General features: G+C 61.5%; 23 protein-coding genes. 18 read left to right on the top strand and 5 right to left on the bottom strand.

Annotated features, from left to right (window positions below; translation table 11 throughout):
* Positions 1–14: 14 nt before the first annotated feature.
* The 10 genes from asd to AZ34_RS12445 all read left to right on the top strand — a co-directional run bounded on the left by asd (position 15) and on the right by AZ34_RS12445 (position 6,522).
* The gene (gene asd / locus AZ34_RS12490) at positions 15–881 is read left to right on the top strand and encodes an archaetidylserine decarboxylase (RefSeq protein ID WP_035608554.1); all 867 of its coding nucleotides are present in this window, start codon (positions 15–17) and stop codon (positions 879–881) included.
* 309 nt (positions 882–1,190) lie between these two features.
* Positions 1,191–2,051: a hypothetical protein gene (locus tag AZ34_RS12485; protein WP_035608548.1), complete on the top strand. Its 861-nt coding sequence runs from the start codon at positions 1,191–1,193 to the stop codon at positions 2,049–2,051.
* Positions 2,052–2,082: 31 nt separating this feature from the next.
* Positions 2,083–2,640 (top strand): chlorite dismutase family protein, encoded by a 558-nt coding sequence (locus tag AZ34_RS12480; RefSeq protein WP_035608546.1) that lies wholly within the window; start codon positions 2,083–2,085, stop codon positions 2,638–2,640.
* A 115-nt stretch (positions 2,641–2,755) separates the two neighbouring features.
* A complete protein-coding gene (locus AZ34_RS12475) occupies positions 2,756–3,175 on the top strand; it encodes a hypothetical protein (RefSeq protein WP_035608544.1) in 420 nt (139 codons plus the stop codon).
* Positions 3,176–3,248: 73 nt separating this feature from the next.
* The gene (locus AZ34_RS12470) at positions 3,249–3,734 is read left to right on the top strand and encodes an arsinothricin resistance N-acetyltransferase ArsN1 family B (RefSeq protein WP_035608541.1); all 486 of its coding nucleotides are present in this window, start codon (positions 3,249–3,251) and stop codon (positions 3,732–3,734) included.
* Between the two features lie 14 nt (positions 3,735–3,748).
* Positions 3,749–4,213 carry a group II truncated hemoglobin gene (locus AZ34_RS12465; protein WP_035608539.1) on the top strand — a complete coding sequence of 155 codons (465 nt, stop codon included), beginning with the start codon at positions 3,749–3,751 and terminating at the stop codon, positions 4,211–4,213.
* Positions 4,214–4,346: 133 nt separating this feature from the next.
* Entirely contained in the window at positions 4,347–4,775 is a 429-nt protein-coding gene (locus tag AZ34_RS12460) for a GFA family protein (RefSeq protein WP_035608536.1), read from the top strand.
* 13 nt (positions 4,776–4,788) lie between these two features.
* Positions 4,789–5,271: a DUF4188 domain-containing protein gene (locus tag AZ34_RS12455; protein ID WP_035608533.1), complete on the top strand. Its 483-nt coding sequence runs from the start codon at positions 4,789–4,791 to the stop codon at positions 5,269–5,271.
* Positions 5,272–5,330: 59 nt separating this feature from the next.
* Positions 5,331–6,119 carry a helix-turn-helix domain-containing protein gene (locus AZ34_RS12450; protein ID WP_035608530.1) on the top strand — a complete coding sequence of 263 codons (789 nt, stop codon included), beginning with the start codon at positions 5,331–5,333 and terminating at the stop codon, positions 6,117–6,119.
* Between the two features lie 22 nt (positions 6,120–6,141).
* Entirely contained in the window at positions 6,142–6,522 is a 381-nt protein-coding gene (locus AZ34_RS12445) for a VOC family protein (RefSeq protein ID WP_035608527.1), read from the top strand.
* Positions 6,523–6,599: 77 nt separating this feature from the next.
* Here the strand turns inward: AZ34_RS12445 and AZ34_RS12440 are convergent, their stop codons facing one another.
* Both AZ34_RS12440 and AZ34_RS18390 read right to left on the bottom strand, forming a co-directional pair.
* Positions 6,600–6,902 (bottom strand): DUF6958 family protein, encoded by a 303-nt coding sequence (locus AZ34_RS12440; RefSeq protein ID WP_035608524.1) that lies wholly within the window; start codon positions 6,900–6,902, stop codon positions 6,600–6,602.
* Positions 6,892–7,032, bottom strand: coding sequence for a hypothetical protein (locus tag AZ34_RS18390; RefSeq protein ID WP_155831807.1), 141 nt, complete (start codon positions 7,030–7,032; stop codon positions 6,892–6,894). Before AZ34_RS18390 ends, AZ34_RS12440 begins: the two co-directional genes overlap by 11 nt.
* A gap of 137 nt (positions 7,033–7,169) precedes the next feature.
* On the opposite strand from AZ34_RS18390, the gene AZ34_RS12435 reads away from it, so the two are divergent.
* The 8 genes from AZ34_RS12435 (at position 7,170) to AZ34_RS12405 (ending at position 11,070) form a co-directional block, all read left to right on the top strand.
* Complete coding sequence (locus tag AZ34_RS12435; RefSeq protein ID WP_197026545.1) at positions 7,170–7,583, top strand: class I SAM-dependent methyltransferase; 414 nt, start codon at positions 7,170–7,172, stop codon at positions 7,581–7,583.
* 7 nt (positions 7,584–7,590) lie between these two features.
* Positions 7,591–7,983: a TfoX/Sxy family protein gene (locus AZ34_RS18000; RefSeq protein WP_197026544.1), complete on the top strand. Its 393-nt coding sequence runs from the start codon at positions 7,591–7,593 to the stop codon at positions 7,981–7,983.
* Positions 7,984–8,108: 125 nt separating this feature from the next.
* Positions 8,109–8,513 (top strand): hypothetical protein, encoded by a 405-nt coding sequence (locus AZ34_RS12430; protein WP_035608521.1) that lies wholly within the window; start codon positions 8,109–8,111, stop codon positions 8,511–8,513.
* 111 nt (positions 8,514–8,624) lie between these two features.
* Positions 8,625–9,080 (top strand): DUF1772 domain-containing protein, encoded by a 456-nt coding sequence (locus AZ34_RS12425; RefSeq protein ID WP_231495523.1) that lies wholly within the window; start codon positions 8,625–8,627, stop codon positions 9,078–9,080.
* Between the two features lie 27 nt (positions 9,081–9,107).
* Positions 9,108–9,485 carry a nuclear transport factor 2 family protein gene (locus AZ34_RS12420; protein WP_035608519.1) on the top strand — a complete coding sequence of 126 codons (378 nt, stop codon included), beginning with the start codon at positions 9,108–9,110 and terminating at the stop codon, positions 9,483–9,485.
* 44 nt (positions 9,486–9,529) lie between these two features.
* On the top strand, positions 9,530–10,054 hold the full coding sequence (locus AZ34_RS12415) for a GNAT family N-acetyltransferase (protein ID WP_035608517.1): 525 nt from the start codon (positions 9,530–9,532) through the stop codon (positions 10,052–10,054).
* 31 nt (positions 10,055–10,085) lie between these two features.
* Entirely contained in the window at positions 10,086–10,610 is a 525-nt protein-coding gene (locus tag AZ34_RS12410; RefSeq protein WP_051509777.1) for a Rossmann fold nucleotide-binding protein, read from the top strand.
* A 94-nt stretch (positions 10,611–10,704) separates the two neighbouring features.
* Complete coding sequence (locus tag AZ34_RS12405; protein WP_035608515.1) at positions 10,705–11,070, top strand: hypothetical protein; 366 nt, start codon at positions 10,705–10,707, stop codon at positions 11,068–11,070.
* A 131-nt stretch (positions 11,071–11,201) separates the two neighbouring features.
* On the opposite strand, the gene AZ34_RS12400 is transcribed toward AZ34_RS12405, so the two are convergent.
* Genes AZ34_RS12400 through AZ34_RS12390 form a run of 3 tightly spaced genes read right to left on the bottom strand, consistent with a single transcriptional unit; the run spans position 11,202 to position 13,566 of the window.
* Positions 11,202–12,512, bottom strand: a complete 1,311-nt coding sequence (locus AZ34_RS12400) for a citrate synthase (RefSeq protein ID WP_035608512.1) — start codon at positions 12,510–12,512, stop codon at positions 11,202–11,204.
* An 18-nt stretch (positions 12,513–12,530) separates the two neighbouring features.
* Positions 12,531–12,821 (bottom strand): succinate dehydrogenase assembly factor 2, encoded by a 291-nt coding sequence (locus AZ34_RS12395; protein WP_035608509.1) that lies wholly within the window; start codon positions 12,819–12,821, stop codon positions 12,531–12,533.
* Positions 12,822–12,861: 40 nt separating this feature from the next.
* A complete protein-coding gene (locus tag AZ34_RS12390) occupies positions 12,862–13,566 on the bottom strand; it encodes a succinate dehydrogenase iron-sulfur subunit (protein ID WP_035608507.1) in 705 nt (234 codons plus the stop codon).
* Between the last annotated feature and the right edge of the window lie 24 nt (positions 13,567–13,590).

The raw sequence follows: 13,590 nt of genomic DNA, 5'->3' as shown, positions 1-13,590 counted from the left end.
CCTAGAGTCGACGCATGAACGTCATCCACCGCCTGCTGCAGCAGGAAAGCCTGAACTTCGTATTGACCAACCGTCTGCCGCGCGTGGCGCTCACGCGTTTCATGGGGCGCTTCGCCCAAATCCGCAACCCTTTGGTGCGCGTGCCTTCGATTGCCGCCTTCAAGTTCTTCGCCCGTCCGGACCTGGGCGAGGCGAAGCAGCAGAAGTTCGGCAGCCTGCGTGATTGCTTCGTGCGCGAACTGAAGGACGGCGCGCGGCCCTTCGACGCGGACCCTCACGTGGTGTGTGCCCCCAGCGACGGCATCATCGGCGGCCATGGCCGCATCCAGGGAGATGAGCTGCTGCAGATCAAAGGCATGCCCTACAGCCTGACCGAGCTGCTGGGCAACGACGCGGCGGCGGCTCAGCTGGCGCAGCAACACCAGGGCGGCAGCTACGTCACCCTGCGCCTGCGCGCCGGCATGTACCACCGCTTTCACGCGCCCGCGGATTGCCGGGTGCGGCGCGTCACCCACATCCAGGGAGATGCGTGGAACGTCAACCCCATTGCGCTCAAGCGCGTGAAGTCCCTTTACTGCCGCAACGACCGCGCCGTGATCGAGGCCGAACTGCCGACGGGCCTGCAGCTCACCCTGGTGCCCGTGGGCGCCATCCTCGTGGCCAGCGTGCGACTGCACTTCCTGGACCTGAACCTGCACCACGACTACGCAGGGCCGCAGGTGCTGTCGTGTGACGCGGTCCTGCAGCGCGGGCAGGAGATGGGCTGGTTCGAGCATGGTTCCACCATCGTGGTGCTGGCTCCGCCGGGGCTGGCGCTGGTGGAGGGGCTGGCGACGGGGAGTGAGGTGAGGGCGGGGCAGGGGTTGTTGCGGCAGGTTTGAGGTTCAGGATAGAACCCGGTCGATGTTGCGCGGTGGCTGGGCTGCAACGAGGTCGAGTAGCTTGCCGCGTGTTACGTTGGGGTGCGCCTGCTCGAGTTTGCCGCCGTTGTTCATTCTGAAAAAAACGAACACAGAGTTGGAGAGATCGATGCCGAGAGTGACAATAGCTATCGACTTCCCCTTCCGGTTGAGTTAATGAAAAGTTCCTACTTCCCATCGTGGCACTCTATTGCCGTTTTCCGCAAATCGCGGCTCGTTCGGGACTGGGAAATCCATCTTATTTGTTAGGCGCAGATTCCAAGGCATGCCGTGTCGTCGTACTTCCTTTCGGGGGATGCAACAGATCCCGCCTACATTAACGTCCGTGATTCACCGAATCTCGTAGAAGCCAAGGCATTTGTAGAGTCCCTCTGGCTACGGTATCAGGCAATAGCCGATACAAACCACCTTTCCGACGCCCGGAACCACTTCCTGCAGCGCTTCTGGGAGATGTACCTCGCGTGCACGCTCATAGAGCGTGGAATCGAAGTCCACAGGGTTGGGGACGCGGGACCAGAGTTCTACTTCCTGGAGCAAGGGCGACGCGTCTGGGTTGAGGCGGTGGCACCAACTGCTGGCGAAGGTGCCGACCAAGTTCCTGACATCGTGCCTGGTGAAGCCTTCATGGTGCCATCCGAGAAGGTCGTCCTTAGATTCACCAACGCGTACCGAACGAAGTCGCTCAAGTTCCATGATGATGTGAAGAAGGGACGGGTTAATGAAGATGACCTGATCTTGCTCGCCATCAACTCTCGAGGGGTGCCGCACGGTCCATTCGGTGGGGACATGCCCTTCTTCCTGAAAGCATTCCTGCCCTTTGGCAACCTCACCCTAGAAATTGACAGACGAACAAGGCGAGTAGTCGATCGCTATCACAAGCACCGACCGGTGATCATGAAGAAGAATCAGAGCAGCGTCGGAACCGCGGGTTTCCTCGATCCCGAGTCAGGTCCCTTCGTCGGCGTCCTTCACTCGGCCGTAGACTGCGCCAATCAGCCGCTCAAACTCGGCGATGACTTTCACCTGCTGCACAATCCCAGCGCGAGCTGGGGACTGCCCATAGAGCGCTTTGAATGGTGTACCCAGTACGAGTACGCCGAGAACGAGCTTCGTCTGTTGGTCGCTCGCTGATGTCTAACCAGGACAAACCACTTTGCCCTCCATGTCAACTCGATCATTCACATTTGTTGCCGCCAGCACCGGCGAGTGGAGCGTCCGCTCACAAACAACGATCTGCGGGCCCGCCCTGGATCAGCCGGCTGCCATCAGCGTGCTTGCCGGGTTCGATGTGCCATCGAGTTCGATGTGGACGCTCAGAGGCATTACCAGCAACGTCCGGTATGTGGAACAGGGTGAGAAGACCGCGCTGCTGGCCAAGCAGGAAGGCCTGGGACGGCCCGCTGCCACTTTCGCGGCACTGATTCCGATCCGAAAATCTGCTGCCTGGTGGGATCTCACCCAGGACGAGCGCCGCCAGATCTTCGAAGCGCAATCGCAGCACATTGCCATAGGCATGCGTTATCTGCCTGCCATTGCTCGCAGGCTGCATCATTGCCGGGACATCTCGGAAGAGGAGCCCTTCGATTTCTTGACTTGGTTCGAGTACGCTCCCGAGCACGAAGCGCAGTTCGATCACATGCTGCTCGAACTCCGTTCTTCGCCCGAGTGGCGGTATGTCTCGCGAGAAGTTGACATCCGCTTGGTCAAGAACTCGGCCTGACCCTTACAGCAACAAGGGGGCACGAAGAGCAACACCCGGCCATGCTGTTCCGCACTTTTCGGCCCATCTCACCCTAAGCGCAACCAAGCGCTTGCACCAAAGAACCCCGCACACCATGGATGCATCCGCACGTTATCTTGTCTTCCACGGCGCCATGGTCTTGCTCTTTGGCCTGCTCCTGGGCGGTCCTTATGGAAGAGCCATCAATCGGAAAGCGGCGGAGCATGTCATTCACGCATGGCGGGTCGCCCATGCCAGTCTTCCGGTCGGTGCATTGCTCATGCTGGTCATCGGTGCTCTCCTTTCGTCCACGCCAGCTCCGGATGCAATCAAGTGGTTCGTGGCGGCTTCGCTCATCGTCTCGTCTTATGCCTTCTGCGTTTCATTGCCACTGTCCGCGGTCGTGGGGCATCGTGGGCTTGCTTCCGAGGGGCCGTTTTCCGCCAAGGTCGTGTATGCAGGCAATGTTCTTGGCGCTCTCACAGCCCTTGCTGGGTCTTGCGGCTTTGTCTATGCCGCATTCTTGGCCCTGTGAGGGCAACGCCTATCCCTTGCCATATGGACTTCACGGCATCTCTTTGTAACCTGATTCGAAACGTCCTACTGTTGTGATCCGATCTGCACACCCCTCCGACGCCGAGGCCATCGTCGGCATCTACAACCACTACGTCGCCAACACGACCATCACCTTCGAGGAGCTACCGGTCTCTGCCGAGGAGATGCGGCGTCGCGTCGACGTCATCCAGGCGGCGGGGCTGCCCTGGTTGGTGCTGGAAGAGTCGGGGCAGCTGCTGGGTTATGCCTATGCCAGCAAATGGAAAGAACGCTCGGCTTACCGCTACTCCGTTGAAACGTCGGTCTATCTCAAGCATGGCAGCCAGTCTCGCGGCCTGGGCAGCCACCTTTACGAGGCCTTGTTTTCAGCCCTGGCGGAACGCGGCATTCATGCCGCCATGGGTGGCATTGTGTTGCCGAACGATGCCAGCGTCCGCCTGCACGAAAAGATGGGCATGAAACAAGTTGCCCGCTTTGAGCAAGTCGGGTACAAGTTCGGGCAATGGCTCGATGTCGGCTACTGGCAGAAGGTCTTCTGATTGAAGGTGTGCTGATGCAAAACCCTCCCTCACTCTATGCATGGCTCGGCGGCATGGAAGCGCTGTTGTGCCTGACCACGCGTTTTTACGAACGGGTCCCCGCGAATCCGACACTGGCTCCGGTGTTTGCTCACATGAACCCTGAGCACGCGAAGCATGTCGCTGCCTTCCTGGCGGAGGTTCTGGGCGGGCCAGAGGCTTACTCGTCCGACCATGGGGGGCATCCGCACATGATCCGCCAGCACCTGAATCGGCACCTCACCCAGGAGCAACGCCGCGCCTGGCTGGCGTTGCTGCTGGACACCGCCGACGAACTGGGCATGCCCGATGATCCCGAGTTCAGATCCGCGCTGGTGGGCTATCTGGAGTGGGGTTCCCGTCTCGCGGTGCTGAACTCACAAGACGGTGCGGAGGTCAATCCCGATGCGCCCATGCCCAAGTGGGGCTGGGGCGAAGTCAAGGGCCCTTATGTGCCTTAGCGCATGCAGCCAACGCGGCAAGACCTTGGCGTCTTCCTCGCTCAGTTCCACGTTGGCGGGCGCTTGAACACGGGCTGCGTGCGGGTTACAAAAGGCACTGCCGCGCACAATTCAAGAATTACCAGGAGTCCCCATGAAGTTGTTCACCGGTGCTTGCCTCTGTGGCGCAGTGCGTTATCAGATCTCTGCCGACCCGGGCCCGTCCAGGGTCTGCTGGTGCAGGGACTGTCAGCGCATTTCGTCGAACGGGACTGTGAACGTCATTTTCCCCAGCGATGCCATCACGATTTCGGGCACGCCGGGACGCCACGACAAGAAGGCCGACAGCGGCAACACGGTCACCCGGCGCTTTTGCCCCACATGCGGCAGCCATCTCTTTTCCGATTCCAGCGGTCGTCCAGGCCTCACGGTGGTCCGTGTCGGCACCCTGGATGACCCGTCGGCGGTCCAGCCGACCACCAACATCTGGGTTGGGAGCGCGCCCAATTGGGCTTGCGTGGACCAGGCGCTGGAGCGATTCGACGGCCCTCCCGTTGCGGCGGCGGCACCGTCCAAGCCCTGATGCGTGATTGACCATGATCCACAAGGAGCGCTTGACCGCGACGCTGGAAGGTGACTTCGTCGTGTTCCTGATCGGCATGCGGATCAACAAACCCTGGTTGATCCACAAATGGTTCCCGGTCGCCCAGGCCATGCCGCGCATGCTCAAGGAACTGGGCCAGCAGCCCGACCTCGGGCTGCTGCACGCGGAGATGTGGTTCTCGCGCACCATCATCCTGGTGCAGTACTGGCGCTCCATGGAGCAACTCCTGGCCTACGCCAAGAACAAGGACGCCGTGCATTTGCCTGCCTGGCGTGCCTTCAACAAGGCGATCGGCACCGATGGATCGGTCGGCATCTGGCACGAGACCTACAGGGCTTCGGCAGGCAACTACGAGAACGTCTACGTCAACATGCCCCCATTCGGCCTGGGCAAGGCGGGCTTGCTGCAGCCCGCCACGGGCGGCAGGCAGTCGGCCTCGGGGCGGCTGAATGGTGGACGTGGTGGTCCTGATTGACGTCCCACAAGGGTAAAACTGCGCACAGTCGTACGCCCATCGACGATGGAACGAGAACGATGAGCCCAAGCCGTCAACCCATCCATGTCGCCTTGCCCGCCCCGCCACTGCGGACGCATGTCAGCCACTACTGGTTGAGCCTGGACAACCGGGACCCGAGCTTTGCCATCGCGCCAGATGGCTCCGTGGACATGGTGCTGGTGCTGGGCGCGTCGAACTACCGGGTCGACGTGTATGGGACGACCACCCGCAGAACCGAGCTGGCCATCGAGCCCGCTTGTCATTACCTCGGCATCCGCTTCAGGCCGGGCCAGAGCCGCCACTTTCTGGACATGCCGGCCAGCGATCTGACCGATGCGGTGTTGCCTGCCGTGGGGCCTTTAGCCCAGCGTGTGGCTGAGCTGGCCGAGTCGATGGCGAGTGAGGCCGTGTTCAATCGCGTGGACGCGATGCTGTTGGCGCAGCTGCAAAGGCGGTCACCCCGGCACAGTCGCATCGACGATGCCATCCAGCACATCGAGCAGGCGTCCGGCCCCGTGCGTGTGACCGAGTTGGCTGAGCTTTGCTGCAAGAGCCCCCGGCAGTTCGAGCGCAACTTCCTGGAGCTTGCGGGCCTACCGCCCAAGCTGTATTCGGAGATCGTCCGATACCGGCGCGCCTGTGCGCTGCTGGCCCGAGCTGACCTCCCGCTCGCGCACATCGCGGCCAGTCTGGGTTACACCGACCAAAGCCACTTCAGCCACGCCTTTGCGCGCTTCCACGGTTCGCCGCCATCTCGGGCACGCGCGCAGGATGTCGCTTTCTTACAAGACGCTGCGGGCCTCGCTGACCAGAATGGAGGCTTCTGAATCAGCCCGTGAGGAGTGTTGAATGAAATTCTGGTCCGGTGTGGTCACCGAGAAGGTGCGTGAGTCCAAGGATTTTTACGTCCGGCTGTTTGGCTGCGAGGTGTTGTTCGAGGGCGAGGGTGACTGGTTTGTCCTGCTGCAATTGGGCGAAGGCGAGATCGGTTTCATGAAACCCAATATGCCGTCACAGCCGAGCATTTTTCGACCGGCTTTTCAGGGGCAGGGCCTGTGGGTCGCCGTGGACGTGGACGATGTGGACGCAGCGTACGCACGCATCCAGTCCTTGGGCGTCCCCATTGAGATGCCACCGCGCGACGAACCCTGGGGTGACCGCCATTTTGTGGTGGTCGATCCGAACGGCATTGGGGTCGATGTGGTCCAGCATCGGCAGGGCGCAGCCTGACTCCACCTGGCATCGGGAGGAGGGCGCGGCGGCGCAGGCTGCGCGCGCCTGCCTGTGTCAGCTCGAAGGCCACTGGCTCAGGTCGATCGCCTCAAGCGCAGCGGCTTGGTGTTCTCCCGTTGGATGAGTCCCTTGGCTTCCAGATCCAGTTGCGTCGCCTTGAGCCACCATCCGGCCTTGGCGCCTTCGGGAAACAAGGCCTGCGGCAACAAGGGCAGGATTGCGGTCTTGACCTCGGCCCCGGTCATCCCTGGCGACGTGCGGGGCAGCACGGAGATCAGCGCCTCTTTCACGGCCAAGTACTTTGCCTGATCCACGCGCTCCACCCGGCCCGGGGTGTTGATGTTCTCTATCGTTATCTTGTCGTCGTCACTGCGCATCCAGACCTCCATGGACGAAATCGATCTTGGGTACACGAAAGCCCATGGCCGCCCAGGCCCAGAGCAGTCGTGCATAGAAGGAAAGTTTGTCGTTTTCCTGGGCTCCGCCCAGGAGCACGACGTGTGGCACCTGGCAGTTTCGACACAAGGGGATGGTCCCTAGGGTTTTCCTTGATCAGGAGGCGCTGCAAGGCGAGGCCCCTGACCTTTTTGCCTTGCTGATCCTTGTGCATGATCTGGGGCGGTACAGGTATCGAGTTCACAACCATGTCTGAGCGCATCGAACGCTTTGTCGAGTCCATGAACATTCAGCCCGGTGACCGGGTGCTGGAGATCGGTTGCGGGCATGGCCTTGCGGCCACGTTGGTGTGCCAGCGCTTGAGGTCCGGGCGCTTCGTGGCCATTGACCGGTCACGCAAGATGGTCGCCGCGGCCGCGCAGAGAAACAAGGCCTACGTGGAAGCGGGTGTCGCCAGCTTCCTTGAATCGACCTTGGAGCGACTGGATCTTGGGGAAAAACGTTTCGACAAAATCTTCGCGATGCGGGTGCGCTTGTTTCACGATCAGCCCGAACTCGCGTGTGAATTGGCACAGCGCTGGCTGAAGGTGGACGGAAAGCTTTTCTTCGAATACGACGAGCCGATGCAAACTTCACCGACTCGTCGCATCGACGCAGGTTGAACGGGAAATGGCCAAATCAAACAATCGTTTAATCGGTGCGGCGCGCATAGCGCCAAATGCACGGCGCGTGTCTTCGTCTCAATCCCAAGCCACAGTGATGGATCCCGTTGTAGCACTGGCGGCTTTGGCCAACCTTGGACCCAAATCCGCTCAGGTGCTTGTGGCGGCGGGTGTAACCTCGTTCGCACAATTGCAATGCCTGGGATCGGTGGCCACCTACGCCAAGGTCAAACAATGTGATCCGCGTGTCACGCTCAATCTTCTGTGGGCACTTGAAGGCGCTGTTGCCGGTCTTCCCTGGCAAGTCGTAGCCAAAGAACACCGCACCAGCCTCTTGCTGGCACTTGAAGCACTGCAAAATGGCACCACGGATACCTTTGGGGCGGTCGGTTCCGCATAGCGCACCTTCGGACGAACCTCTTGGCACTGCGTAACAAATGTTCCCGATCCTTGCCAGCGCCAATGCCGGTCGAGACAATGAAACCCCAACTTGACCTACCTAACCTAGGCAGAGGAAACCCACCCATGAAGAAAATCGTCGTCGCTGTTGCTTCAGTCATCGTGTCCACTGCGGCGCTGTCGCAGGCGTGCTGGCAGGAATGGGAATACAAAGATCAGATGATCATCAGGGCAGGGAGTTGCAGTGAAAACGTCTCGATTCCAGATTTCGAGCGGGGGTTCTGCAAGTCACGCGTGAAGAGCGATGTGCTGCGGTCGGGGCCCAAGTGCCCGGCGACTGTGAAGACCAAGGAAGGCACGGAAATTGTCAGCCGCCCCGTTGTGGCCCAATGCCTGGGCGTGAAGCCGCCGCTGGCGGGCGGGCAGGCCAACACCTACTACTACGGCGGCGCAGACTTCAAGTCCAGTGAGCCGACCCTCAAGCAGCTGTGCACGGGTTTTGAGGGCAAGTGGGTGGACGGTGCCCGGTGAATCCGGTGTGCCTGTGGGCTTTCTAGGCGTTCAATCTCGCGGCTATTGCACAGAGCTGGTTTTCGGACTCCCTCGTCTGAGGTCTTGGCCCCCATGCCGATGCCGTATCCCATGATGATCATCGCCGTGGCGGGCGCTCTTGCGTCCGCGCTCACTGCCGGGGTTTTCTTCGCCTTCTCCGTCTTCGTGATGCGCGCCCTGGCGTCCATGCCACCTGCTCAAGGCATATTGGCGATGCAGCGCATCAACATCACGGTGATCCATCCGCTGTTTCTGGGCGTGTTTCTTGGGGCTGCGCCGCTGTTGACCGTTGCTGCCTATCGGGCATGGAACTCTCCGCTGTCTTACGCCTGGCTGCTCTCTGCCTTCCTCGTTTACCTGCTCGGTTCTGTGTTCGTGACCTTGGCCTTCAACGTGCCGCGCAACAACCGGCTCGCCAAGCTGGAGGCTGACAGTCCTCAAGCAGCCGAGTATTGGTTGGTCTACCTGCGGGAGTGGCTGCTCTGGAACCATGTGCGTTGCGTGGCCTCGGCTGTCGCAGCGGTTCTCGCCATCGTGGCCGTTTAGTCCCTGAGCCAGCCCAGACCAAGCAACATGCCAACTCCCGAACAAGTGGTCCAGGCCCAACTCGAGGCGTACAACGCCAAAGACATCGAGGCCTTGCTACGCACCTACCATCCGCAAGCGGAGCAGTACACCCTGCATGGCGCTCTGCTGGCGCGTGGGCACTCCGAAATGCGCCCCCGTTTCCTTAGCCGATTCACCGAGCCCGATCTGCATGCCAGTCTGCGCCATCGCGCCGTGGTTGGCAACTTCGTGATGGACCATGAACGTGTCACTCGCAACTTTCCGGAAGGACGCGGTCAGGTGGACATGCTCTGCATCTACGAGGTGCAAGAGGGGCTCATCGTCAAGGCGAGCTTCGCGGTGGCGGAGCCCGTCATCCCGGGGGAGTCGAGCAGTGTCGCTTAGCAGCGTGGTCCGCCAAGCCTGCTGCTGAAGGAAGAGCATCACGCATGCACATTCAAACGCTCACCACCACGGATGCGTCGCGCTATCGAGCACTCATGCTTCATGCGTATGAAGCCGCTGCCGACGCGTTCACTTCAACTGCCGCAGAGCGGGCCGCGGAACCGGAGTCCTGGTGGCTCAGGCGCATCGCCGGTCCCGATTCCTTGAGCACCGTGTGCGGCGCCTTCGAGGGCGATGAACTGGTGGGTGCCGTCACCGTGGAGTTCGCGTCCAAGACCAAGCTCAGGCACAAGGCGCACATCATCGGGATGTTCGTCCTGGCCCAGGCAAGAGGTGCGGGCGTCGGCAAGCAACTCCTCGATGCAGCCTTGGCCGCCGCCCGAGCGCAGCCCGGGGTCAAGGTGGTCACGCTGACGGTCACAGAAGGGAATGTGCCAGCCATTCGGCTGTACGAATCCTGCGGCTTCCAGCCCTTCGGCGTCGAACCCATGGCCATCCACACACCAAGCGGGTTCAAGTCCAAGGTTCACATGTGGCTGCCTCTGCAGTCGGCGGACGGCGCGGACTGACAGTCCGCTGAACCACACAGGAGTCTTCACCATGTCCAACTCTCCCATACGCAAGCCCCAGGTCTGTGTGCTCGGTAGCGCCGAACCGGGCTCCACCGCTTACGAGCTGGCGGGCCAGGCCGGTGCGCTGCTGGCCCGGCACGGCATCACGCTGGTCAGCGGCTGCGGCAGCCCCGCGACCCGCGTGGCCGCGGAGCGCGCAGTCGCTGGGGGTGGGTTGGTGCTCAGCATCGTGCCGCCCGATGAGATGCCCCCGGCCGATTGGCCCGCGACGGTGGTGGTGCCTTGTGGCATGGGCGATGCGCGCAACCTGTTGATGGCGCTGTCTGGCGATGCCTGCCTGGTCATCGGTGGACGCGCCGGCACCATCTCCGAAGTCTGCCTCGCCTGGTTGCACAAGCGTCCACTGCTGCCTTTGGTGGGCTGCGGCGGGTGGTCCGATACGCTGCCATCCAATCCGCCGGACGAGCGCAAGAATTCAGCCATCCTGCCGTGGAGTGGCATGGCGGAACTGGAGAGCCAGCTGCGCGGCTTGCAGCTGATCCGAGTTGCATGAGTACCCTGTGAGTCATGTGGCACGGCACCGGTTCAGCGGCCTTGACGCCGCGCCACCATCGCATGCAGAACAATACTCCAGGCGAAAGTGCAGCATGCTGGAAATCATCGGTGAGTTACTGATTCAATTGATCGGGGAAGCCTTTGTGCAACTCGGGCTCCATTCCCTGGCAGAACCACTGAACCGGCCGCCCAATCCTTGGCTCGCCGCCTTGGGATATTTCTTGTTCGGTGCGATGCTCGGGGGCGGCAGCCTCTGGCTGTTTCCAGGCAATCTGGTGCCGGAGCCATGGCGTGTCGCCAACCTCATCGTCACCCCGCTGGTGGTGGGCGCCATGATCGCGACGATGGGGGCTTGGCGCGCGCGTCGTAGCTTGCCTGTACTGCGCATCGATCGCTTCGCCTACGGCTATCTTTTCGCGCTGGCCTTGGCGATCGTGCGTTATTTCTTCGCCGCGTGATTCCCAGGCTGGCTCGCGCACAGCCTTTTGGCCAAACAAGCAGAAATGAAAAAGCCCGCCGGAACTGGGCAGGCTTTCCTGGGCCACGCAAGCAGCCTGGGCTGCTTGTGATCTGGCGTGACGACCGATGATCAGCGCTTGCTGATGTGCGGCACGTCGCGGCGCGGCGCACCGGTGAAGAGCTGACGCGGGCGACCGATCTTGTACTCGGGGTCACCGATCATTTCGTTCAGTTGGGCGATCCAGCCGACCGTGCGGGCCAGGGCGAAGATGCCGGTGAAGAGGTTGACCGGGATGCCGATGGCGCGCTGCACGATGCCGGAGTAGAAGTCCACGTTCGGGTAGAGCTTGCGCGAGACGAAGTACTCGTCTTCCAGGGCGATCTTTTCCAGTTCCTTGGCCAGGGCGAACAGCGGGTCCTTTTCCAGGCCCAGTTCGGTCAGCACTTCGTTGCAGGTCTGCTGCATGAGCTTGGCGCGCGGGTCGTAGTTCTTGTAGACACGGTGACCGAAGCCCATGAGCTTGACGTTGGAGTTCTTGTCCTTGACCTGCTTGATGAACTCGCCGATCTTGGCCACGCCACCCTGCTTCTGGATGTCGTAGAGCATGTTCAGCGCCGCTTCGTTGGCGCCACCGTGGGCCGGGCCCCAAAGGCAGGCCACGCCGGCAGCGATGGCCGCGAAGGGGTTGGTGCCGGAGGAGCCGCACAGGCGCACCGTGGAGGTGGAAGCGTTCTGCTCGTGGTCGGCGTGCAGGATGAAGATCCGGTCCAGCGCCTTCTCGATCACCGGGTTGACCTTGTACTCCTCGCACGGCGTGGCAAACATCATGCGCAGGAAGTTGCCCGCGTAGCTCAGGTCGTTCTGCGGGTACATGTAAGGCTGGCCGATGCCGTACTTGTAGGCCATGGCGACCAGCGTGGGCAGCTTGGCGATCAGGCGGATGGCCGAGATCTCGCGGTGCTCGGGGTTGTTGATGTCGGTGCTGTCATGGTAGAAGGCCGACATGCCACCCACCAGGCCGGTCAGGATGGCCATGGGGTGGGCGTCGCGACGGAAGCCGCGCATGAAGAACTGCATTTGCTCGTTCACCATGGTGTGGCGGGTCACGAGCTCGGTGAAGTCCTTCTTTTCCGTGGCGTTGGGCAGGTCGCCCTTGAGCAGCAGGTAGCAGGTCTCGAGGAAGTCGCAGTTCACCGCGAGCTGCTCGATGGGGTAGCCGCGGTAGAGCAGTTCGCCCTGATCGCCGTCGATGTAGGTGATGGCGGATTGCGTGGCCGCAGTCGACAGGAAACCCGGGTCATAGGTGAACATGCCGGTCTGGCTGTACAACTTGCGGATGTCGATCACATCCGGGCCGATATTGCCCGAATAGACCGGCAGTTCGATGCTGGGCTTGCCGTTGCTGAACGACAGGGTGGCTTTGTTGTCTGCAAGTTTCATTTCTTGACCTTTCTCTCATCAAGCTGGGGTTCTCAACATCTTCAGCACTTCGCGCACTTCTTCACGATCCATCTCGGGGGCCACGTCCGCCAGCGGCTTGCGGCCCAGGTTCAGGTCGAGCAGGTCGTTGTCGCTCAGCTCCATCAAGGCGGCCAGGCCCGCAGCCTGGCGCACCGTCAGGGATGCTTCATGGTGCTGGAAGAAGCGCTCGATGAACAGATCGTTTTCCAGCAGGCCCCGGCGGCAGCGCCACTTGAGCTTGCTCAGACTGCGTTCATCGATGCGTGGATCTTCCGGCGTCACGGTCATCCTGACTTTTTTGCGTGGGTCTCTCTCGGGTCCGGGACCGTCAGACCGCGCGCGCCACCATCATTTCCTTGATCTTGCCGATGGCCTTGGTGGGGTTCAGTCCCTTGGGGCAGACATCGACGCAGTTCATGATGGTGTGGCAGCGGAACAGACGGTACGGGTCTTCCAGGTTGTCCAGACGCTCGGCGGTGGCCTGGTCGCGGCTGTCCGCGATGAAGCGGTAGGCCTGCAGCAGGCCGGCCGGGCCGACGAACTTGTCCGGGTTCCACCAGAAGCTGGGGCAGCTGGTCGAGCAGCTTGCGCACAGAATGCACTCGTACAGGCCGTTCAGTTCCTCGCGCTCCTCGGGCGACTGCAGGCGCTCCTTTTCGGGCGGCACTTCGTCGTTGACGAGGTAAGGCTTGATGCTGTGGTACTGCGTGAAGAACTGCGTCATGTCGACGATCAGGTCGCGCACCACGGGCAGTCCGGGCAGGGGCTTGAGCACGATGGTGCCCTTGAGCGTTTTCAGGTTGGTCAGGCAGGCCAGACCGTTCTTGCCGTTGATGTTCATCGCGTCCGAACCGCAGACGCCTTCGCGGCAGGAGCGGCGGAAGGACAGCGAGGGATCGACGGCCTTGAGCTTGACCAGGGCGTCGAGGAGCATGCGTTCATTGCCGTCGAGTTCGATCTCGATGGTCTGCATGTAGGGCTTGGCGTCCTTGTCGGGGTCGTAGCGGTAGATGCTGAAAGTACGTTTTTGCATGATGTGAGTCCTTGGGTGCCCTTG

The organism is Hylemonella gracilis str. Niagara R (genome assembly GCF_000600295.1).
GTDB classification, from domain to species: Bacteria; Pseudomonadota; Gammaproteobacteria; order Burkholderiales; family Burkholderiaceae_C; genus Hylemonella; species Hylemonella gracilis_A.
This window is presented reverse-complemented; position numbering and strand designations above follow the sequence as displayed.